Origin of the sequence: Fusicatenibacter saccharivorans, assembly GCF_015557635.1 — a bacterium.
Classification (GTDB): domain Bacteria; phylum Bacillota; class Clostridia; order Lachnospirales; family Lachnospiraceae; genus Fusicatenibacter; species Fusicatenibacter saccharivorans.
Window position 1 is genome coordinate 68,628 of the sequence record NZ_JADNOP010000006.1, and the last position, 22,063, is coordinate 90,690.

Annotated in this window: 22 protein-coding genes and 2 tRNA genes; 21 read left to right on the forward strand and 3 right to left on the reverse strand. The window is 42.3% G+C overall.

Annotated elements, in window-relative coordinates; genetic code table 11:
- Positions 1–136 precede the first annotated feature (136 nt).
- Genes I2G42_RS06660 through I2G42_RS06670 form a run of 3 tightly spaced genes read right to left on the reverse strand, consistent with a single transcriptional unit; the run spans position 137 to position 5,682 of the window.
- Positions 137–1,165, reverse strand: a complete 1,029-nt coding sequence (locus I2G42_RS06660) for a hypothetical protein (protein WP_119207754.1) — start codon at positions 1,163–1,165, stop codon at positions 137–139.
- Entirely contained in the window at positions 1,159–4,635 is a 3,477-nt protein-coding gene (locus I2G42_RS06665) for an RNA dependent RNA polymerase (protein WP_055228072.1), read from the reverse strand. The genes I2G42_RS06660 and I2G42_RS06665 overlap by 7 nt, the downstream gene beginning before the upstream one ends.
- Before the next feature lie 33 nt (positions 4,636–4,668).
- A complete protein-coding gene (locus I2G42_RS06670; protein WP_055228071.1) occupies positions 4,669–5,682 on the reverse strand; it encodes a hypothetical protein in 1,014 nt (337 codons plus the stop codon).
- Positions 5,683–6,232: 550 nt separating this feature from the next.
- Here I2G42_RS06670 and I2G42_RS06675 point away from each other — a divergent pair.
- From I2G42_RS06675 to I2G42_RS06775, 21 genes are all read left to right on the forward strand, one after another.
- Positions 6,233–6,529, forward strand: coding sequence for a hypothetical protein (locus I2G42_RS06675; RefSeq protein ID WP_055228070.1), 297 nt, complete (start codon positions 6,233–6,235; stop codon positions 6,527–6,529).
- A 110-nt stretch (positions 6,530–6,639) separates the two neighbouring features.
- Entirely contained in the window at positions 6,640–7,128 is a 489-nt protein-coding gene (locus I2G42_RS06680) for an HAD domain-containing protein (RefSeq protein WP_055220061.1), read from the forward strand.
- Between the two features lie 19 nt (positions 7,129–7,147).
- The gene (locus I2G42_RS06685) at positions 7,148–7,966 is read left to right on the forward strand and encodes an endonuclease/exonuclease/phosphatase family protein (RefSeq protein WP_055228069.1); all 819 of its coding nucleotides are present in this window, start codon (positions 7,148–7,150) and stop codon (positions 7,964–7,966) included.
- A 230-nt stretch (positions 7,967–8,196) separates the two neighbouring features.
- Complete coding sequence (locus tag I2G42_RS06690) at positions 8,197–8,880, forward strand: hypothetical protein (RefSeq protein WP_147398239.1); 684 nt, start codon at positions 8,197–8,199, stop codon at positions 8,878–8,880.
- Between the two features lie 96 nt (positions 8,881–8,976).
- A complete protein-coding gene (locus I2G42_RS06695) occupies positions 8,977–9,423 on the forward strand; it encodes a hypothetical protein (protein WP_195530887.1) in 447 nt (148 codons plus the stop codon).
- Positions 9,424–9,564: 141 nt separating this feature from the next.
- Positions 9,565–10,140, forward strand: a complete 576-nt coding sequence (locus tag I2G42_RS06700) for a hypothetical protein (protein ID WP_195530888.1) — start codon at positions 9,565–9,567, stop codon at positions 10,138–10,140.
- Between the two features lie 60 nt (positions 10,141–10,200).
- The gene (locus I2G42_RS06705; protein ID WP_195530889.1) at positions 10,201–10,398 is read left to right on the forward strand and encodes a hypothetical protein; all 198 of its coding nucleotides are present in this window, start codon (positions 10,201–10,203) and stop codon (positions 10,396–10,398) included.
- A 22-nt stretch (positions 10,399–10,420) separates the two neighbouring features.
- Complete coding sequence (locus I2G42_RS06710) at positions 10,421–10,864, forward strand: DUF4253 domain-containing protein (protein ID WP_055220049.1); 444 nt, start codon at positions 10,421–10,423, stop codon at positions 10,862–10,864.
- A 32-nt stretch (positions 10,865–10,896) separates the two neighbouring features.
- Positions 10,897–11,724: a hypothetical protein gene (locus tag I2G42_RS06715; protein WP_147398111.1), complete on the forward strand. Its 828-nt coding sequence runs from the start codon at positions 10,897–10,899 to the stop codon at positions 11,722–11,724.
- Between the two features lie 214 nt (positions 11,725–11,938).
- Complete coding sequence (locus I2G42_RS06720; RefSeq protein WP_156327583.1) at positions 11,939–12,100, forward strand: hypothetical protein; 162 nt, start codon at positions 11,939–11,941, stop codon at positions 12,098–12,100.
- A gap of 12 nt (positions 12,101–12,112) precedes the next feature.
- Positions 12,113–12,217, forward strand: a tRNA-OTHER gene (locus I2G42_RS06725).
- Positions 12,218–12,271: 54 nt separating this feature from the next.
- Complete coding sequence (locus I2G42_RS06730) at positions 12,272–12,862, forward strand: GNAT family N-acetyltransferase (protein ID WP_055228064.1); 591 nt, start codon at positions 12,272–12,274, stop codon at positions 12,860–12,862.
- Positions 12,852–13,418, forward strand: a complete 567-nt coding sequence (locus I2G42_RS06735) for a hypothetical protein (protein WP_055228063.1) — start codon at positions 12,852–12,854, stop codon at positions 13,416–13,418. The genes I2G42_RS06730 and I2G42_RS06735 overlap by 11 nt, the downstream gene beginning before the upstream one ends.
- A gap of 49 nt (positions 13,419–13,467) precedes the next feature.
- Entirely contained in the window at positions 13,468–14,778 is a 1,311-nt protein-coding gene (locus I2G42_RS06740) for a hypothetical protein (RefSeq protein WP_119207755.1), read from the forward strand.
- A 14-nt stretch (positions 14,779–14,792) separates the two neighbouring features.
- Positions 14,793–15,617 carry a hypothetical protein gene (locus tag I2G42_RS06745; RefSeq protein ID WP_055228061.1) on the forward strand — a complete coding sequence of 275 codons (825 nt, stop codon included), beginning with the start codon at positions 14,793–14,795 and terminating at the stop codon, positions 15,615–15,617.
- Complete coding sequence (locus tag I2G42_RS06750) at positions 15,614–16,105, forward strand: P-loop NTPase family protein (protein WP_055228060.1); 492 nt, start codon at positions 15,614–15,616, stop codon at positions 16,103–16,105. The genes I2G42_RS06745 and I2G42_RS06750 overlap by 4 nt, the downstream gene beginning before the upstream one ends.
- 103 nt (positions 16,106–16,208) lie before the next feature.
- Positions 16,209–18,275 (forward strand): AAA family ATPase, encoded by a 2,067-nt coding sequence (locus I2G42_RS06755; RefSeq protein WP_117814097.1) that lies wholly within the window; start codon positions 16,209–16,211, stop codon positions 18,273–18,275.
- 184 nt (positions 18,276–18,459) lie between these two features.
- Complete coding sequence (locus tag I2G42_RS06760) at positions 18,460–19,086, forward strand: HD domain-containing protein (RefSeq protein ID WP_117814099.1); 627 nt, start codon at positions 18,460–18,462, stop codon at positions 19,084–19,086.
- A gap of 345 nt (positions 19,087–19,431) precedes the next feature.
- A tRNA-Phe gene (locus I2G42_RS06765) sits at positions 19,432–19,554 on the forward strand.
- 189 nt (positions 19,555–19,743) lie between these two features.
- A complete protein-coding gene (locus tag I2G42_RS06770; protein WP_330611281.1) occupies positions 19,744–21,231 on the forward strand; it encodes a DUF2828 family protein in 1,488 nt (495 codons plus the stop codon).
- A gap of 97 nt (positions 21,232–21,328) precedes the next feature.
- Positions 21,329–22,018 (forward strand): hypothetical protein, encoded by a 690-nt coding sequence (locus tag I2G42_RS06775; RefSeq protein WP_055228056.1) that lies wholly within the window; start codon positions 21,329–21,331, stop codon positions 22,016–22,018.
- Positions 22,019–22,063: the final 45 nt, after the last annotated feature.

Here is a 22,063-nt window from a genome sequence, read left to right on the forward strand (position 1 = left end):
TACGAACGCTTGATTTTTATTTATTAGGAAGTACGTGAAATAAATGATGAGTCATAACATAACGTTGCTTCATCAGCGGCGGTTTTATACATAGGTAATAATTGGGAGGGTGGCGGTAAATCCGCCATCTTCCCAATTATTGGTTCCAACATCTCAAACTCTTGCTCCCATGCCCCATATCCTGAAGAATCCAATATTTAGACGTATCAACATCACAAGCCTGTGATGGATCAATCAGGTGAAAGTCAAAATAGGAGAGAAATGCCTGGTTGACAGAAAATTTGATAAAGTTCCATTGACTTTCTCGGCTGTAAGCTTCCATAATTTGTTCCTTCGTTTCCAGCCCCCATACGCAGCGTGGGAAATACCAGATGCTTCGCGCCCCTTTCGCATCATCAATACCATACCAGTTGAGGAGCTGACCTCTATAGAGCAGTACAAATGTTTGACCTTTGGGATGGTATTTTTGACTTAAGAGATACGCGGCTATATTTTTGAGTAAGCGTTCACGTGTTTTTTCGTACAGCGTGTGTATTTTACCATCATTGCCAGCCTTCAGACTGTATAAATAAGAAAAACGTTCTTTTTTATTTTTCACAGGAGCGCCGGAAGGATCTTTCCGAAAGACCAAATACTGTTCTTTTAATGACCCACGATTGAGTGCCTGGGCAATTACGGAATTCAATGTTATTTGATTTTCCCGATAATCGTTGACGGACAAAGTTTCGGTCCATTTGGTCTCCAGGTTCTTCCAAAGAGTTTCTTTTTCCTTCTCGTTTTTCTCACAATGTGCCATCCAATATTTTTTAAACCATCCGTCTGCCTCACGAAAATAGTCTGTCCCATTCGAAGCTTGTCGGCGGTAACTGGGAGCGGGATTACGTTCCGGAGAATTCGCATGCTCAAAATGGAAGCCAAGCCAGCGTTGTAAAAAGAGTTTTGTATCATTCAAAAGTTCAGGGCGAACAAATCCATCTGAATAAATTTCATCTTCACGGTAAGTGTCAAAAATATATCCTCTTGCAAGTACAACCAGAATCTGTTCAATTCCATATAAACCGCAGTCCGTACTGAAATTTCCAGTAAGTAATTTAGGCTGAATTCTTGGCGAGCTTGATTCGGGATTTGTTATATATGCTTCGAATTCCGCTTTTTCATTCAACATGTAGTATCACTTCCTTTCAAATGAGAATCGATATCTTCCCACACAAATGCATCCCAGAAGAAATTCCGGTTTTCAGAGCTTGTTCTTGTGAGCTTATGCAATGTGGTAATAAGCTGTCCCATATCGACAGATGAATGGTCAATCAGTTCTTCCAGTTCGCGGAGACAAATACGGTAGATCTTGCGTTGTGCATTTGCATCATTATTTACGTAAAAATTACGGGCAGCGTTGTCCAGGTGTCTGATGAAGTCCGAATTTGAAGCCACATAGGAAGAAATGGGCGGAAGTTCTTCCTTAGGAGCCTTTTTTGCCTTTCTTTTCTCTTCTGACTTTTCCATTTGCTTTATCGCTTTTTCTTTTAGAACATCAAAAGGGGCATCCTGTGTTGGCACCTTTATACAGGAAAGAATTAACCATAACGTTTTGTATCCCTGCTGATAAAAATGGAACAGCAGTTCTCGCTCCGTTTCATCAAGGGAAGCTTCTTTGAATCCATTTCCAATGATGTACTCCAATGCCTTTCCACGATGATCAGAAGGCTGAAGAAGCCATTGCTCATGAAGAAGACGTGTGCGCATGTCCTGAATGGAATTGCTTTCCGTAATATGCTCTTGTATTTTACTTTTTAAGGCTGGAACCGTAATTCTTTGAAGCTGAATCGCAGTTTCTTCATCATAAATTTGAAACAAATTTCTCAGAAGATTTTCCGGTGCATAGAAAACCTCTTTTTTTTCTTCTCTTATAATAGGAAGAAGAGAATGGATGTAAAAGAAATGCGTGGATAAAATCTCACGGCATTGCGTTTCAAAAATTTTGATCGCTGCACTATTTTTAGCAGATGTTTTTTTCGGCGCAAGGAACAACTTTAAGGTATTATCGCGGACTTTTTCTTTCGCTTTGTATTTTTCCAATTCATCTCTAAAACGGCCAGGCAATTTGTTAATACAGGTTCCATAATCTGGAACAGAAAAAGTTGCGTTTGTCCGACAATCCTTTGCGGAAATCGTGAACTTCTCTTCGTTGGAAGATTTACTGTTTTTGACAGTCAAATTGCTGAAATAATAATTTTCTTCTGAGCGCAACTGTTTCCATTTTTTCAAAAACGTCAGATAGGAATTCTGATGCGTTTGCTCCTTTAGAATGGGATCTAAATTAGGGTGCTTTCCATTTTTGGCTGCATCAATTTCCAAACCGGTCAATAAGGTACAATGTTCACACGAAGGAGGAACAGGAGTTGATGAAGCATTTGGCTTTGTCACAAGTACCTGGTTCGTGGAATTTGATGATGAATTTAACGGCTTGCCATACTCGGTCTGCCCAATGGAAATGGATGCATTGGAAATCAGTCCGATCCGGTTGGAAAAGGTATTTTTGATATGTTCGAATGGAACATGTGCCTTTAATTCAACAGCAGGAGAATCCAAAGCAGGAATTGTGATAATGGGAAGAATACGGTATGGATACGTTTCTGTATCGTAGCATCCAGATGCAACTGCGTTTACAACATCCTGATCAAATATAACGTTAACCAAATCGCCGTCAAAATCAGCGCCGCCTAAACATAAAGGAGCAACGGAACCTCGTGGAACCATAACAATACCAGTTAATTTACCGAAATATTTTTGATAAACTTTAAGATGCTTTTTAAAGGAATTATAATTTACATGTCCTATTTTTGTGTAATGCGCTTCATCGGTATTTGTAAAACGCCGCATAATAAACTGTTCATTTCTTGAAAGATGTGGGCTTCTGAAAAAGGCATAATAGGAAAGATAATCCCATTTTTTGTCTAACTGTTGATTTGAAGTCATAGGAAGATAGAACCGATCAAATAAATAGTATGTGAAAAAGCCGCCCATATCGGTCTCTTTTTCCAGCAGGCTTACAAGCAATGGCAGCAGATCCCGGCACAAATACCGTGTTTGGCCTTCTACAAGCAGTTTTCCGCTCACCAGTTTTGTTAAAAGCCCTTTTTGAATGTTCTGCAATTGCGATTTTATATAGATATCATTTGCAAGAGCAGGATTCTTAAAGAGAGCCTTTTTCCATACCGGCGATTCAGTGTCAGTAAAAATATTTTCTAATTCATCCGTGTCGTTTGCCTCATCGTCACTGACCATGTTTTCAGTATCCAGCAGGCCATCACAACTTTTTAAATAATTAATGGGATTTTTAATAAAGGAGCAATGGCTGTTTAAAATATGCTCAAATTGTGTTTCAGAAAAATCAAGGGTATTAATCATCTGATAGCTTAAATGCGTATATTTTGACTGTCCATAAGGTAAATTAGTACCCGAAATATATAATGCATGGTCGTATTTTTTTAATGCATTGCAATAAAATTCCATCGGATCAATGGTTTTACCCTCTTTTTTTGCAGCTTCACAATACTGCTTTAACCAGCTATATGCTTTAAACATACTTTTGGTAACAAAAACATGGGCTTTATACAGGTCACGTTTAAATCCAAAGGCATCAGTATACAAGTTTGTGTGTGAATCGTTATCGCTGTTATGTTCCCTTAAAAATGCGTGAACATCAACCTCATGAAGCATTCCTTTTATAAAGGGGAGCCTTATTTGAAAAGAGGTTGCGTCGGATGTTCCAAGAGAAGTATTGACATAACATGAATAGGTTGGAGTGATAAAGCCAGAACCATCGAAAGGAGTATCTACATAGAAAAACTCTTCCGTTTTCGGTTTTAAAAATTGGTAATCTATTGTTTCATCTGAATTCGTTGTTTTTTCTGCTGTTAATAAGGGGACATTCCGCTGATAATTATATCCAGTCGCTGGTTTGTTTTCACGTTTACCAGAGGCTATCCGTTCGTCCTGCACAACTACAAATGTCTCAGGAGTAAGACGTAATTCTTCAGAATCAATTCTTTTGGAAGAAGACAGATACAATCCCCGGTAGGCATAATATTTACTTTCTGTTATTTTGATTTTATTTCCGAAAAAATCAATTCCTAAATTGAGGCGGAGATTTAATTCATCGTAAAGAGTTTCATCAATGAACGAAATCCTGCTGTGGCGGGTCATGTTTCCACTCTTATCAAATGCAGACATATGGACAGCTTTGTCAGAATCTGGAAAATAAAGATCAAACCCATGCTCGATCAGATCCCGCGCATCTTTCTGAAGAAATTCCTGATCTTTCAGTTTCCATTTGGGATCGGAAGATTTGTCAAAGGAAAGAAAGATATCCTGAAAATCAACGATAAGGAATTTATCATATAAAGTTTTCTCCGTGACCTGAAAGGAAGAGCCCTGTCTTTTCTTCAGAACTTCATAAATTTGATGAAAAAGAGGACAATCCTCTCGCGTGATTTCCTGTGTGACCACGTAGCTGTGAACGGGGTCGGAAAAATCCAGTTTGAAACATTGATTGTTTTCAGTGGGCTTTTTGGGAAAATAATCAAAAAGAGCCTTGGCGTTGAGGGTTATGATTATTTGCTTGGTATTTGTCATATATTATCTCCCACAATTGAGAATTTTGTAATTTCAATTAATAGTGACGGTTGGATCTTGACGCCAGTCAATCTTGGCAAGTGCATCAATTAATTTATTCCATTCGGTGGATGCAACTTCGGAGTTAGGGTATTTGTCAGTGAAATCAGCAATTTCAGCGACATCAATTTCAAAAGCTAAATTTTCAAAAACAAAACTTTTGTCATGCAATAGTTTTTTCCTTAACTCAATAAGATTTAGATTGTTCGATTCATCAGAATAGTTCAATTTTGTTATTTTGAAATATTTCCATATTAGTCCATTTGTATAAAGAACCTGGCCATACCATAATAATTCGCCTATTATTTCTGAAATATCAGGATCAAACGGCAACAATGAATTATCTTGTTTTTTTAAGATAAATGTATTGAGTCTTGGTTTAATGAAAATGTTTTTTTTATCTTTAAAATCCTTATCATCATAAAAGTTATCTAAGAGTTTAGAAAGAGTTCCAGCAGGATCTTTTAATTGTTCGTATTTTGTTATAGAACGTAGATAACATACATTTTCTGGGGTGGGTAGTATATCGACTACGAAGGCAACGGGATTAATCGTTGTCTTTAATTCTTTTAAAATAACATTCTTGGCATCACGGTTAAATTTTATTTGTACAAAGTTGCTAATAATAGAATATGTTCCAGAGTCTAAATCACTCAATTTTGAATCGGATTTTTTGCATTCAACACAGCCATAAATATAAGGAAGTTGTTCATTAGTGCTTTTTGAATCTTCGGATTTAATTGCTGTGGCATCAAATTTGTTTCCCAAAATTGCTATATCTGGAAACGCTAGGCTAATATTATCATTTTTTTTACCACCCAAAAGTTTCCTTCCTGGAAGTGCTTTGGTGTTTGAGGCCTTAGCAATTAATTGAATAGATACATCTTTATGTTTAGTCATTTGTAATAGCATATATATCCAAGGATACAAGGCTTCTTCTTGGGCATATTGCTTATTCATTAACTGCAATTGCCTAAGATAATCTTTTAACGTAAGTTTAATCTTCATGTTAATCTCCATTCTGCCAAGTTAAGATGGCTAATCAGATTTCTGACATAATTAGTATTGTGAGCAAGGCCTTCTTAGTGATAAGAGGAATATGCCATTGCTCAGTTTTAGTTTTGAAAGTTGCAAAGTCTTTTTATTACAGGAACATCTATAAAAATAATACCCCCGGAAAAGTAATATTACAAGACGACAATCAAAATTTGTCGAATATTTTTCGGGAAAATAAGAACTTGTCGAATTTGAGCCTGCATGCATTCTGATCGTGCGTGTTAGGAATGTCTGAATTCCACTATTTCTATTTAATGTACTGCGCAATGGAGTATTATTTTGAAAATCTTACAGGAAAGAGAGGTGCATGAAAATGATTGTCGACAGTAGAAAAATAGAATAGAAACAAAGACAATAGAATACAGCCAGTGTACTGTCTTTCCAATGTGAAAAAGAAGAAAAAAACAATACAAGACAATAAAAACAATACCCCCGGAATTTTGTCAGAGGATTTGATGCTGACTACTTTTCGGGAAAAATAAAAAAATGGAGGACATCCAACATGTTAAATTCTAAGTTATTTGAAAATCCAGAATATGAAGAACTGCAGTTAAATCTGAATGTGTATTTAAGGGCACAGCGATATGCAGATGAATACGAGTGCCCGAATTGCGGCTTCAAAGGCGGTCTGGTCGTGAGTCAATCTGATTGCGACAAATATGAATGCCTGAACTGCGGTCATCAAGGCAGCTTCGATCAGGAAATTGCTGATCGAAATGATGTGGAGAGCGAGTGGTTGTCATCGTACACAGAAGAAGAGCGAGAAGAAGTATACGATAAGGACTGCAGTGAATGGTAATAAAAACACCAGATAATTAAAACAATAAAAACAACACCCCCGGAAAAGCAGTCGGATAGATTTGATCTATTCGGCTGCTTTTTTGCAAGGGTAGGGAAAGGAGAACACAAATGGGCAAAAAACATAAAAACTTTGTAGTATTTCTGGATGTCGATGGCGTCCTGAATACCAGGACCACCGTCCAGCAAACCCCAAAAGGATATCAGGGAATTGACGATGCGCGCGTGGAGGTTCTGGCAAAGACAATCAGCAAGTTTGGCGGAGCGGATATCGTTCTGTCATCTGACTGGAAGGAACTAGAACCCACAGATGAAGATTACAGATATCTGGTTTCCAAGCTCGCCCGATATGGCCTGATTATATCGGGACACACGCAGGACAGGATGTACAAAAGAGGTGCCGGAATTGCAGCATACCTGGAAGAACATCCAGAGATCAAAGAATATGTGATTCTGGATGATTGCAGATTTGATTTCCAGAGTTATCCAAAACTTTGGGAGCGGCTGCTGCTTACCGAGGGGATAGAGCATGCTCGGTTCGCAGCCGGAACGCCGGCTGTGGAGACGATGGTATTTTTGGATTATGTAAAATTATTTTAACCAAATGGAGGAAAAGCAAATGAAGAGCAAAGTAATTGGATGGAACATCAATCAGCGCAGTGGTATGGGAAAGGGGATTCCACAGTTTGTGATCGATGAACTGATCGACCAGAATGCAGACATTATTGTGTTAACAGAACTGTTTCAGCACAGCACGATTGGTTATTTCTGGGCTGAGATGGAGCGAGCCGGATATCAGCACGCAGTCACGCAGAATGATGGGACAAATGAGGTTGGAATTCTCTGGAAGAGGGACGTATACACTTTTCATGCAGTGGATGATTCGGTGATTACGACGATGAAAAACAATCATCCGAATTTCCTGCTGGTGGATCTGGAAGACCAGAACGGACAGTTTCTTACCGTTGCCGGATTTCGGATTCGAATGGTGGATTACAGCCAGCGTGCCGAAGAATTGGAAATTGTTGTGAATAAGGCAAAGGAAAAGAAAAATCCAGTGCTTATGATTGCAGACTGCAATAACCTGCGGCGGGAGACGACGGAGACAAGCTGGAATTTGCAAGTGGTTGATCATATTCTTTCACAGGGTGGATTCGAGAGATACACGCCATGCGGTCAAAGCATCTTTGAGAAACACGCAGACAGAGGATATGCATATGAATTTGCAGAAGATCATTTGATTACACGCGATATTGTAGTTGAGCTTGGAGATTATGACAGAGAATTTGTAAGGCGCGATCGGATTACGTATCCGTGGGGGAAAGATTTTCAAACCTATGATAAAGAACACAGCCGAAGAGCATCCGTGGAACCTGGATTTCCGGACCATGCGATCGTAAAGGGATATCTTAGTACAGAGAAAGATCAGAAAAAGTAAATCTGATGAAGCTGTAGAATATAAAAATAACACCCCCGGAAAAGTGTGACCGTTGTGTGCAAGATGTTTGCTGATGCAGCGGTCACACTTTTTATGGGGCAAAAAGAAAGGAGGAGAATGAAAATGTTAGGAAAACTGCTTACCTTTTTGCTCACACTGTTCCTACCCTTTTTAGAAGGAACAAATATTGTATGATAAAATCGCGGATTAAAGAAAAAGGAGGAAGCGAAATGATGAAATTTGATAATGCAAAATATAGAACCGTACTCAATCTGATCAAGAAAACGGGCGAATTCAAGGGGAAAGCAGTACCCAGTAAGGCAAGGCTTCATGAGATGATTGGCGACGCACTTGGGATATCACATAATACGGTAAAGGACTGGGAAAGAGCAACATCAAATGGGCCAGATCCGAGAATTCCAGGCTTGCTGGAACAGCTGGAAGCATATCTGGAATTACCGGAGGGTGGACTGCGGGAAAGAACAGCTGAACCAATTAAACTGAATGAAGAGGAGAGAAAGATCATGAATACAACAACTGATTTTCAGAAACAGCAGATTATGGAGTGCTATGAAAGACTCAGAAAATTTGTCAGCGACATGGATATTGAGGATGAAAACGTATATTACGACATTCGCAATATGATCGAGGTGAAGAAAATTGCATTGCCGACAGCAGTATACAAGGCAATGATGAACTTCATGGATCAGGTCGTTGAACCATATGTATTTGAAGATACGACGGAGATCTTTTCCGAAGAGGAAGCAAAGCGCAATGAGAAAGGAATTGTGGAAATAAAGTCGGAGCAGGCATTTCAAAAGCTGATGGTTCGATTTATGGAGAAGCTGTCAGAACTGGATGCGAAGATCGAAACGTTTGCAGAGAGTGAGTTAAAGCCTTATCTCGAACGATAAGGCCGTGAAACAGGGCGGAGAGATATTGTCGATTTCGGTCGGGATATCTCTCCCACAACAAAGACAAGATCAGAAGAAAAAAGTTGGAGGGACAAAATGGGAAAACAAATTCAATTTACTAAGAAAGATGCTTATCATACCCCGGGCAAGGCAAAACGGGAGCGGATCAAAGTTACAACCATTCAAAAAGCCCATCTGCTGAAGAAATTCTCGAATGTCCTGCGGGATAACAAGGATGGTATCAGTTTCTGGTTCAATACAGAAAGATTCATGACAACGGCAAGAAGATATAATTTTGTAGCCTCCAGCATCCTGCGGGATATAGAATTATCAGAATATATTGAAGAGGATGAATCAGTGAGCCTCAAGACAATACGGAGATTGTTAAACTATTGTCAATACCAGGAGGAAGAGGAGCTTATGGTTGGAATTCAGGCGATCAAACATATTGGCAAGGCGTTATACGGGGATGAAGATGCCTTCCTGGAGGTCATTGACGAGGAAAGTCTGTGCTGCATGGCAGAGCAATATCTGGCAATGTAAGAGCCATAAATTTCAGAGTGCGGCAGTTCGGACAAAAATCTGACACCAGAAGGACAGTGAATCATGATACGATACTGCACAGAACTTCAGTCTGTGCAGTATCTGAACCTACATGTAGTATCAATACAGGAGGAAGAACATATGAAAAAAGAGAGCATGGAAGTCGTAGGAAGAATTGTAAAACGCGAGAGGGAGCTATTTGGCATTCGTGTAATAAAAAAGGACAACACATCAAAAGTGCGTCAGATGTACCCGGAAGCATGGCACATGTTTTACTTGTTAGAGAATGAAAATAATCTGGTTCCGCCGCTGGAAATCCAAGGTACGATGGAGGTGCTGAAAAATGATCAGATCCGCCTGCTGTGGTTCATTCATCCCATCATGATCAATGAGTGGAATATGGAGAACTGCATTTTGTTTGCCAATGAAGTAAACAGAGAGCTTGGCAACGGCGGCCGTTTCTGGGTAGATACGGAGTATTTTGATTTTGCGTATGAAGAGCGTTTTGAAGAAGAAATGCTGCAGCTTAGTGGGATGAATGTATTAGAACAGCATATGTTCGAATGGCCGCTTGGACAGTTCCGGGATATTCACATTCCGCTTATGATGCTTCTGCAGGGGAAATGGGGAGCTGAAACAGCCATTCGGTTTATCAAAGAACTCAGAGAAAATGGTTTCGTCGAAAATGAAAAATACGATCTGTTTCCGGATGCGTGATTTGAGAGCTGTTTTGGAAATGCAGCGAAATAAATGAGTACAAAGAATGGAGAAAGAAAAATGGCTAAAAAAGTGGATTACAAAAAATATAACTGCGTATTAGAGATGAGCAAATGGATGGGAAGCGCACCGAAAGCCTTTAAAGCGGCAATCCTGAAAGAGGCTGTGCGCCAGAATGCGAACAGCGGTGGGAAGGTGGAAAAGAAGGAAATAAGAGCATGCAGAGCCGAAAAGCATAAGAAAAGGACATGCAAATAAAAATATGGTGGAGGCGAAAGATATGACGACAATTATCTGTGAGATGGATTCTATGGAGTTGTGTGTCTGGAAGGAAAAGCATCTGCAAAGGGCATGCAGCGGAGATGAATGGATTTTCCGGGAGAAAGAAAAAGAACCGGAAGGCATCCGGGTGAATTTTGATGTGACGCATGCATATGAGATATTCAGCTGTCTGGGCAGGTATTGGGGCGATTTCAATTCTTGCCCGGACAGCGAAACCATGGGACGGGTGGCAAAAAGATGGGAAGAAAAATATGGATTAAAGCTGGTGGAGCTTTCGCATGATACGCTGACCTTTCAAAGTGATCGTCGGATTTCGAAAAAGGAGGCGGTCGAGATTACAGAAGAAACGGTGGAGCTTTGTGCAGAAATTGTAAACGGAAAAGAAAATCAGCAGATCGAGACAATCAGCAGAACAGGGAGGATTACATTATGGTGGGATTAGTGCATAGCTTAAAAAATAAAAAAGAGGTTTTTATGAATGTAAATGATCTGGCAAAACAAGTTTCTTCAATCATCACACCGCAAACCGACAATTTTTACCGCGACATCCGCATCTATGGTCATTTCTTCCACAATACAAACGACACGATGTGGTGGGGCGATGTAGGAATGAAATTTCTGACGCGCGCTCCGTTTGATGTCCGGTGGCTGCGAGAGGAAAGATTAGACGATCCATATGGCGGATTTCTGTATGACGCCACGGTAGAAGATAAAGCCCTTATTATGTTTAAACATAAATACAACCAGGAAAAATATGATAAACCTGGGGCTGATTTTTCATCCTGTTCCTACGAATTTTTCTATTCCAATCATCCGTTTTTGCGAACCGGATTGTGGAGTGGAACCATGCGTCCACGCTATGCGTATGTTGTCGATTTGAAAAACAAAAGCTTCAAACTGGCATCCCAATGGAAAACAAAGGTACCGCCTTACGACACGAAAGAGAAGTACGAACGCACGGAGCTGAATGAAATTTACAACACGCTGCAAAAGGAACTGGATGGAATCGCAGATCAGGTGCAGGCAGAATATCTTGAGATGCAGCGGAAAGCAGCCAGAGCAGCGTATGTGAGGGCATGTTTTGATCCGGTTAACGGACGTGAGGATAAAGAAGCCTTAGAAGAATATTATCGTGCCGAGCAGGAATTTGTGAAAGCTTTGTATACCTTGGCGGAAGCTGTCCTGAAAAGAAAGGAATGCACAGTGATTTATGATTTTCTGTCGGAATCCGGTACACTGACCAATAATAGAATTTCTATGCTGGCATTTCTTGCGGCAATTGAGAAAACAAGAATCTGGTAATGGACAGAAACTTCCCGATGTAAAAGAAAGGCAACAGAAGAAGTGGCCAAAAGAGTGTCCACATGCAGGAACGGTTCCATGATAAGATAAGGCATACCCGGAAAGTAAACCACAAGTTCAATGCAAATGCCGGAGAGAAGTGGAATAATAGGAGTACATCAGAACACCGGCGGATGCATCAGAATACCGAACAGATCAGGAGGAACAACTCGATATGACGTTGAACGAACTTTTCGCAATTCAGGAAGCAGACGTAACAAAAGAATTCCTGTTGAAAGCCGGCTGGAGTGAGATCGCAGAAGAACCGGCGGAGATATTCCGGCGGAGCAGGCTGGTTCCTGACAGAGTGGAATCACATAAGGAATACAAAAGTTAAAAGAGAAATATGAGTGAGGTAGCTCAGCCATGGTAGAGCAGAGAAACCAAGCCGATCATGGGTGTGGTCGGTACAGCAAAAGATCTATTGTCGCTGGTTCGATTCCAGCCCTCACTCCTGAAACATGAAAACTCACAGTCAACGTACAAAAGAATGGAGACGAGATCACAAATGAACACAGGATCTGCAATCGAAACTGAAAGATTATTCCTTCTCCCAAGCCGGACGGACAGAGACTCCGAGGCATTTTTACAAATGCTGCGGGATGATGGCGACTTCTACATATTCTGCGGAGTCAGCCCATCCGAAAAACATGTGATGGGGTTTGCCAACTACTTTGAGAGAACCGATCATGAGCTTTGCACCTATTCCATTTTTCCCAAACAGCAGAAAGACAAGTTTATTGGTTACGTAGGCGTACATAGAGAAATGGAAGACGAATACGAAATTGAATTTTATATCGCCAGAGAATACCGAAGAAACGGCTACTGTGAAGAAGCCAGCCGAGAGCTGATTAATCAGCTCTTTGGTGATGGGGTTTCTGCAAACGGAAAGAATCTTTTCATCGATAAGCTGTATGTGACAACCCAGACAGAAAATGAACCAACGATCAGCCTGCTGCGGAAGCTGGGGTTCAGAGAAGTAGAGGACGGCCCGGTCATGGTTGTGCTGGGTAACATTTTCGAAAAAGAAGATAATTTTTTCGCACACGAAGTAGTAAAACTGGTACTGACAAAGGAGGAGTTTTCTGATGGCAATTAAATTTGAAGAACTGAGAAAATATGTTGCACGCAATGTCCGCTTATCCATCTGTTTTGAGGATGGTTATTACCACGATTATCTGATGATGTCAGACATTCCGGAACAGAAATATGCCGGCTTTTACATCTATGGAGTCGGAATGGTGGATGTGGAATTTTACAGAGATGTCTATACGGCTTTGCCGGAACCGGAAGGAGAATGTTGGTGCAGTAAAGATGATACAATGAATCCGGCGATGGAACTTATGATTTCGGAAGAACCGCGGGATATCAAACGGAGTGTGGAACAGAAGCTTTTGTTCCGGGATCTAAAACCGTATCTGCAGATCGGCAGACATTTTTCTATCGTAAATCGAAATGACTGGTCATCTGAATACTATGAATATCGGAGTGAGATACCGGAGAAATACGATGATATGTATGTGTACGGCATCGGAATGGAAGAGTGTCCACATGTTGAGAAAATGTGGATGGATGTTCAGTATGAAACGGTTCACAGAAAGCAGATGGTGATTGTGCTTTCCAATCAGCCGAGAGAAGATCTGAGAACAGAATAAAAGAGAACTTTTTATGCAACGGAAAAAGGAAAGGAAGAGAGCCAGAGATATGGATAGAGATCACACGTTTGATTTACCGGATTTAACAGAAGACTTCTGGAAAACCGTTGTGTTTGCACAGGAGGATCCCCCTTCTGGAATGGGCGGCCCGGGATGTGTATGTCTGCTCAGCAAAGAGGGAAAAGAGTATATTTTCGGATTTGAAGAGACACCATTTTACAAAAGTACCGAACTTTTCCCGATCTTTGAGACGACCGATGAAAGAATTGGTTATCGTCATAAATATAAAGCAGAAGATCACGGCTGGAAATATCTGGAGAAAGAAAATGCACTGATCCGGGAAGACATTCTGGATGAGTACAGCAAAGCGGCTGCGGAGGCGAAACGGGAAAAGGAAAATTTCTGGCATTTTTATGCCATCGATCTGGCCGGCCGGGCAATTGGCGTGGAGCATCTGGAACGATATGATTACATCGGAAGCGTTCTGTACAGGGAAAGAATGGATCGGGAAATGGCGGAACGCCGGAAAAAACGCGAGAAGGAGAAACTGACGGAGAACGAATTTAACTGGAAGCCGATGCATGTGAACAATATTCCGGACAATTCTGAGATGGGCGTTTACGCACTGCTGATGAGAAGGAATGACGGAAAAATCAAGGGTGTAAAATACTCGATTCTGTATCAGTACGAGGAGCACAGCCCGATGCTGATATACAGTGATGCAAAGGTGGAAGCCTATATTCTTTTCTACGCGGATTACGATGATATCATCGGTCCGTGGGATTATCATTCTGTCAGCAGACAGGAATGTGCAGAGCTTTACGGAAAAGAAAATCATTTTCCGCCGGAATTGGCATATTATGACTGGATTACGTTTTCAGATGGTGATATTCATAACTTCGGCAGATTTCTCCGCACATTCCAAAGTCTGGAAGAAGCTAAAGCATATGCGATGTATTATGCGAATGTGAACAGCGGTGGAATCAACAAGGAAACAATTCTGAAACAAGAAGAGGAATCCAGAATCGAAGATCATGTGAACCGTATTGCACATTACGAAGCATATCAGATGTATCGAAAATATTATAAAAAAATTCTGGATGCCATCAGCGAAGAAAACTGTTTCCCGGATTCCTGCAGCGGAGGCGGTGTATATCTGCGGGAGGCAATTTTAAAGAAAGTGCCGGAGATCACAGAAGAACAGCTCAGGATGATCTGGAGAGAACTTCCATTTGTGATTGAGAAGAGAACGCAGGACTGGATTGAACGGGAAAAGCAGTTCAGTGAAAATTATATCCGAAAGGCCAAAAAGCGGAAACCCGGGAAAACGAAAAGAACCGCAGATCAGATCGGGAAATAAAGGAGAGGTGCAATATGGGTATTTTAGAATTTCTGGAATGTTTTGATCCACTGACGGAAATCTGCGTTGAAGATGCCACGGAAGTCGTGTTTGAAGGAAGGGCAGAAGATTTTCCTGAAGAAAAGGATAAGGCCTATATCATCGTTCCGTCTCGCACAAACAACAGAGATGGCGTGATTAGGCTGTTTGTTTCGAAACAGGAATATTTGGAGAAAAAGTGCGGGCAAAATAAAATATATGTACTGGATGCACTTTTGGCTATTCTGTATTCTGTTATGAGAAAAAATTCTGAAGCAAAACAGGTATTTCTTACCATGGTGGAAAAAGCGGAGGACTATAATGAAATACTGCAGAAGTGGGAAAAAGCTCCTGAGAAAGAAAAAGAGCCGCTTGAACGGGAAAAACAGGGGAGATGGAAAGCTTTTCTGGAGGAAAAAGAGCATCTTCTTCGGGAAATGAAACAAATAGAACCACTTTGGGATATTTCGGGTCAGTGGATCGGATACAGCCAGGAAGAGCTGGAGTATTTTGCAGAGTATCTGGTAAGAAGAAAGAACATGCTTCTGGAAAGAAAACACACGCTGGAAGCACAAAGCTGGGCACAATGCCATGAAGATGAACTTTGCCAGATCATGAAAGCGGACTACCCAAATGAGGGGATTGCAGCGTTGGCACTGGAAAAGCAGTATGGACTGGATGAACAGCAGGCCAGAATGATTTTCGATTTGAGATTTCGATTCATGTTTGGAACAGCCAGAGATCTGGTAGAACGAGACAATATGGTAATTGGACGTATGCTTGAAATTTTTCTGAAAGATGAGGGAGGGGCAGAAGGATGATTTTCCTGGCGGGATCTGCGGCGAGCGGAAAAACGAAAAAAGCGGTTGCATATGGCTGGAAAGAGCGAAAAACCAGCGAGGATGGAGTTCTCCTTTTTTCACTGCAGCATGAAAAGAAGGAGATGTGGAAGATTCTGCAGAGCATGTACGGGCAGGAGGAGCTTTCCAAGATAGAAATTGATGATACACCAGCGATGATGGTGGAGAGAATGGCAGAAATCATAGCGCAGAAAGCAGAGAATGGAGCAATTTCTGTTTTTGTGATTGATGAAGTGCCGATGATGACAAGCAGAAAAAATTTTGCCGACAGAAAAGAAGAGCTGCGGTATATGATTGGCTTGCTGGGAAACTGCGAGAAAAAAGAACATGTTGTGATTGTAGCCGTTATTCCAGTGTCGAAATACTGTACAGAAATGCAGAAGAAAAAAGAAGTAAGTACCTGTTATGGAGAAATAGAAAAACCAGAAAATTGTCTGGTTTTCGTATAGACAAGAACCTGTCCACATATGGGATACGGCAGGTGGTAAGATAGCAGGTAGAAAGAGACAACAGAAGGATTACCAGTAAAAGCTCCAAGGGAGGTAGCAGCGAATGATTCTTTACAAATACACAGCAGACTGTTCAAAACTGAATCTGGAACAGGAGGATTCAACGAAGGAAGGATATGAGCGTCTCTATTCCAGACGGAGTGATGCTGCGGAATGGAACAGCAAGTTTTACACTGCCTACCGTACAGAAAAGAAGTTTTTCATTATGATCAGTGATATTCTGAATGGTCAGATGACGATTGTGGCTGCACTTGAGATGGAAGTGGTTCCCCGGGTATGTGTGGATTGTATTCAGAAGATACTGCCGGAAATTGAGTTGCTTGCGTATGAGGAGATCACAAATGATGCGTTTTGCAAAGAACTGGTTCGGGCAGAACGGAATAACTGGACGGAGTGTTACAGCGGGTCGCTGAAGGAAAAATTAAAACTTGCGATAGAACCAGAACATCACAGTTTTTTTGAACCTGTTGCGTATCAGGTAAGTGAACGGATTTATACCGCTCAAAATATGACCAGACAAAAGCAGGCGGAGCAGATGCAGGAAATTATGGCATCGGAAAGCTTCTATGACGAAATGGAGCGGATTTACGCCCCGGAAAATGAAAAACGTTTTGTTGGGCATCCGGTTCATTATCTGATCACAGCCGGTGACAAAGCGGCTGCGGATGATATGATAGATCTTCTGATTCCGGCACTGCTGGAGAATCAACGATTGCTGAGCGGCAGAGTTTACGATGTGCAGAAGATGACATACAAGGCAGAGCGGGAAGATAATTTTGACAATATTTTCTCCAGTGCTAGAGGCGGAACAGTGATTCTGAATCTGGAAGGTGAAAAGAGTACAGGAATGTATGCCACCGGCAATTATGATCTGGCGAAAACACTTGGGAAGAAACTGAATGAGTATGGAAATTCTACATTGTTTATCTTTGTGGACATTTCCGGAAGCCGCAGCGTATCGGATGAGACGATAGCGGAAATTCTTTCCAACGCGGATCTGATTCAGATTCAGGAAGGCCAGGGAGATCTGGAACGGGCGACGGGCTATTTGAAACGTCTGGCGGATAAGACAGAGTATCACGACTACACGATAGAAGAGCTGACGCGGTATCTTCCGAAAGAAAAGAAATTGTATTCTGTATCGGATATCTTTTCTGCCTACAACAGATGGTACGGAAGCGGATTAAAAACGCATATTTACAAGGCCTACAAACAAAAAGACCTCGTCAAAATTCAACTGAAAAAGAAGACAGACAAGCCGTATGTGGAGCTGCAGAAAATGGTAGGCCTGTCGGATGTAAAGAAAGTGACAGATGAGATTCTGGCGGCGGCCAAAATGCAGAAAATGCGGAAACAGATGGGTCTTCCGGGGGTTCAGTCATCCATGCATATGCTGTTTTCCGGAAATCCAGGGACAGCAAAGACAACCGTGGCGCGTCTGCTATCCCAGGTCTTGAAGGAAGAGGAAGTGCTGAAATATGGCCACATTGTAGAGTGCGGCAGACAGGATCTGGTCGGAAAATATGTCGGCTGGACGGCACAGATTGTTGAGAGTAAATTTCAGGCGGCGCGTGGCGGCATTCTGTTTATCGATGAGGCGTATTCTCTTGTAGAAGACAACCGCACGTATGGCGCCGAGGCGATCAATACCATTGTGCAGGAGATGGAGAATTACCGGGATGAGGTCATTGTCATTTTTGCAGGATATCCGGAGAAGATGAAGGAGTTTCTGGAGCAGAATGAAGGTCTTGCAAGCCGCATTGCCTTTCACCTGAATTTCCCGGATTACTCACCGGTAGAACTGACGCAGATTCTGGATCTGATGCTGGAAAAATCGGAATACCGGATGGACGAAAGAACAAGGGAAAAATGCTTTTCCATCTGCGCCGATGCCTGTCGGGAAGAAAATTACGGCAATGGACGGTTTGTCAGAAACCTGCTGGACCACGCTATCATGCGCCAGGCAGACCGCCTGATTCGGGAACATCAGAATGGTACGCTGGGAAAAGAGGAGGCATGTCTTCTGACAGCGGACGATTTCGAGATGATCGGACTGAAAAAGAAACCACAGAGCCGGCAGATCGGGTTCTGCGCCGGGCGAACAGCATAAAAATTAAACCAGCGGTTAAGTGCAGAAAACGAAAACATGTGATACAGTATATACATGAAGATTGCGGGAGTGCAAAGCACGTAGCAATCTGGTATCAAAGGGGTCAAAAAACCTTTTGACCCCAACATCTATACATAACAAAACACGGATATTCACAAAAAGACCAGAAAGGGGGAATGAGCACATGAAGTTAAGCGAGCTGTTGAATGTGTTGAAAACAGCAGAAACTGCGGAAGAGATGGATGCGGGGAGAGAAGAAATCGCAGCACTGATTCCGGCCGTACAAACCATGTTCGGCTATGATCAGAAGAACAGTGCACATCAGTATGACTTATGGATGCATTCCCTCCATGTGGTCTGCAATCTTCCGCGGAGGATGGAAAATGATATGGTCTATCTGGCGGCGCTGCTGCACGATATCGGAAAGCCTGAAGCACAGTGCAGGGGAAAACACGAGTGTGATCCGGACATGCATTACTACGGTCATCCCGAAAAAAGCATGGAAATCGTGCGCGATATCGTGATCCCGGAGCTGGACCGGCAGGGGTATGTGATTCCGTGTTTCGATGTACAGGAACTTCTTTATTACGTGAAATACCACGATGATCATGTCAGTGTGAAATTAAAGCACGTCAGACGCCACACAAAAATGGCCAGCTTTGCGATGTTTCAAAACCTGATGCTGCTACAGACGGCAGATGCCAAAGCACATATCCAGATCCCTGTTATCGCCGAACGGGCAGAAATCTGCGGACGGCTTGCCGGTGAGGAAGGCAGACTTCTCTATCAGAAAATTCTGGATGGGGAGTAGGCTGATGAGCCGAAGCTGTAAAAAAACGCCCGTCAGCAAAGGCCGATGCAAAAATTCCCGTTGGGCAAAGCGCGCGGCAAATAAGAGGGTTCGACGGGCGAAAACACTGTGGGGAAAATCAAAAGCATTTCGAAAAATTTCTGAGACATGGGATATCTGCGACTGGAAATTTTACGGTGAGAGACCCTAAAATCCGAATCGGGAAGAAAAAAATCACTGGGGAAAATGCTATTACAGAAAATGATCTGGAAAAGATGCATGAAACCATGGATGAATTATGAATCAAGATCCCGAAAGGAAATCCTGAGCTGGGGACAGAAGACAGAAACACTAAAATAACAGAATAAGGCGGTAGTTTAACGGGCAAAACCTGTGCAGAAAAAAAGGTTTCATGTTTGTGGAACACACAGCAACTTTTTGAGGAGAATAGGGAGGCACAGAATGCAGGTTCAAGTCCTGCCCGCCTTACGCGAGTGAGGTAGCTTAAAAGAAAGAGCGCGAAAAAACGGTCATGTGCGTGACCGTAACGGCAAACTTTTTTCCAGTGGTAATGGCGAAGATGCCGGTTCAAATCCGGCCCTCACTCAGAAAAAAACAGAAGAGCAAACGAGAAAGAATGGAGTCCATAGATCCAGAAAAGGATGTCTGGAGAAAACAGTGGAACGAAGGAAAGGAGCGGCAGCGATGGATTTTGCAGAATGGATACGGGAGCAGGCGACAAAAACTTATACAAAAAATGGAGCAACAGCACGGAACACAACCGGCGATGCGCGGCTGGATCTGTTTGCGACAATTGGATCCCTGCGCAGAGCGGATCCGGAAAGAATTGAGCTTCTGTTTGCGGAAGCATATCAGGCAGACCCGCTGTTCGCATTGAAAATCCTGTTTTATGCGCGTGATATCCGGGAAGGTCTCGGCGAGAGACGTGTCTTTCGGATTCTACTACAGTATCTTGCCGAGTACCATCCGCAGGCAGTTATTGCCAACCTTGATCTGATTGGTGTTTTCGGCCGTTTTGACGACTGGTACTGCCTGATCGGAACTGGCGTTGAGGACGAGATGTGGAGTGCCATGAAGCAGCAGCTGGAAGCAGATCTGAAAAACTTTCAGGAGGGAAAAAGCGTTTCCCTGCTTGCTAAATGGATCAAAACGGCAGACTCTAAAAATACGGAGACGAGAAAACTCGGCATTCTGACGGCGCAGAAACTCGGCTATCCTGTTTACAACTTCAAAAGAATCGTCCGTTCTCTGCGGAAATATATCGGTGTGCTGGAAGTGAAAATGTCAGAAAGAAAGTGGGAGGAGATCGTTTACCCGGAGGTCTCCGGAAGAGCCATGATGATTTACAGGAACGCATTTCGAAAACATGATGAAAAGCGTTTTAACCAGTATCTGGCGAAGGCACTGGATGGAAAAGAAAAGATTCATGCGGAGACGCTGTACCCGTATGATCTCGTGGAAAAAGTTCTGTATGGACGTCAATGGAATCAGGTATTGGAGGCGCAGTGGAGGCAGCTGCCGGATTATGTGGCGCAGGAAACGAATGCAATTGTCATTGCAGATGTTTCCGGTTCCATGAGTGGAAGACCCTTGGCGACATCCATTGGTCTTGCTATTTACTTTGCAGAGCGGAACCGGGGCGCTTACCACAATCTTTTCATGACGTTCAGCCAGAAGCCGGAATTTGTTTCTCTGAGAGGGGAAACCCTGTTGCAGAAAATCAAATACGTCGAGCGTACGGAATGGGGGATGAATACTAATCTTCAGGCTGCATTTGAGCGGGTTCTGGAAACAGCGATGGATCACGATGTACCGCCGGAAGAAATGCCGAAAGCGCTGATCGTTGTATCTGACATGGAGATCGACAGATGCGGAGACCGCAATTGGATGTTTTATGATCATATGAAAGAAAAGTACGAGTATTGCGGCTACCAATTGCCGAATATTATTTTCTGGAATGTAGACAGCCGAAACGATATTTTCCATGCCGACAGTCGGAGAAAAGGTGTCCAGCTATACAGCGGCCAGTCGGTTACGACATTCCAGAATCTCCTGAACAATATTGACAGCACACCGGTCAAATCGATGGAAAAAGTGATTGAGAGCGAGCGGTACGCATGCGTCAGAACTGGAAATGCGGCATGAAAATGTTAAAGTTAGCAGTATGGATAGAAAGCTTTCAAAAGATGTAAAGCTGATATTGGAAAATAGAATGTAGAAGAATAAAGGAAAAGAGGACACTATGGCATCAAGCATGATTCACTTGGCAATTGTACAGGAGATGAGAAAGAAAGTCTCGTTTCGAGATATCAACCGCCTGTTCCTTGGGGTGATTCTGCCGGATGGGGCGGTGGCGGGAAATAGCCATTTAAAGAAGAAAATCTGCGAAAATACCAGATACACATACGATCTCGAATTTTTCCGCGACAGATACGGGAAATACATGGAGAAGGATGATTTATATCTCGGCTATTATCTTCATCTGATCCAGGATATGCTATATCGGAGATTTATGTATGAGGAGCATGGCTGGAATTCGAGCGCTCCTGGAAATGTAGAAAAACTGCATCGGGACTACGAGATATTAAATGAATATGTTTCGAAAAAATATGGCCTTTCCCAGGAAATGATCCAGGAGCTGGATCTTACAGAAGAGCCATTGGCACAGCTTGCTGAATTCGATGTGAAAGGTCTTATAAAAGAAGTCCGCGGGGAATTCGTCCAGAGAAAAGAAGAGAAATTGTCCATCCTTACCAGACAAATGGCCAACGAGTACATCGTACGCGCGACGGAATTCTGCGTGGAAGAGCTAAAGGCACTGTCCAAAGGGAAATCAGGTCTGGACAGTACTGTGTGGAGCTGGGAAAAACCAGAAACCATATCACATGAAAAATTAAACCAGAAGTTAAATGCAAAAATCGAAAATATGTAATATAGTATATACAGAACAAAGCACGGACATTCACAAAAAGAACAG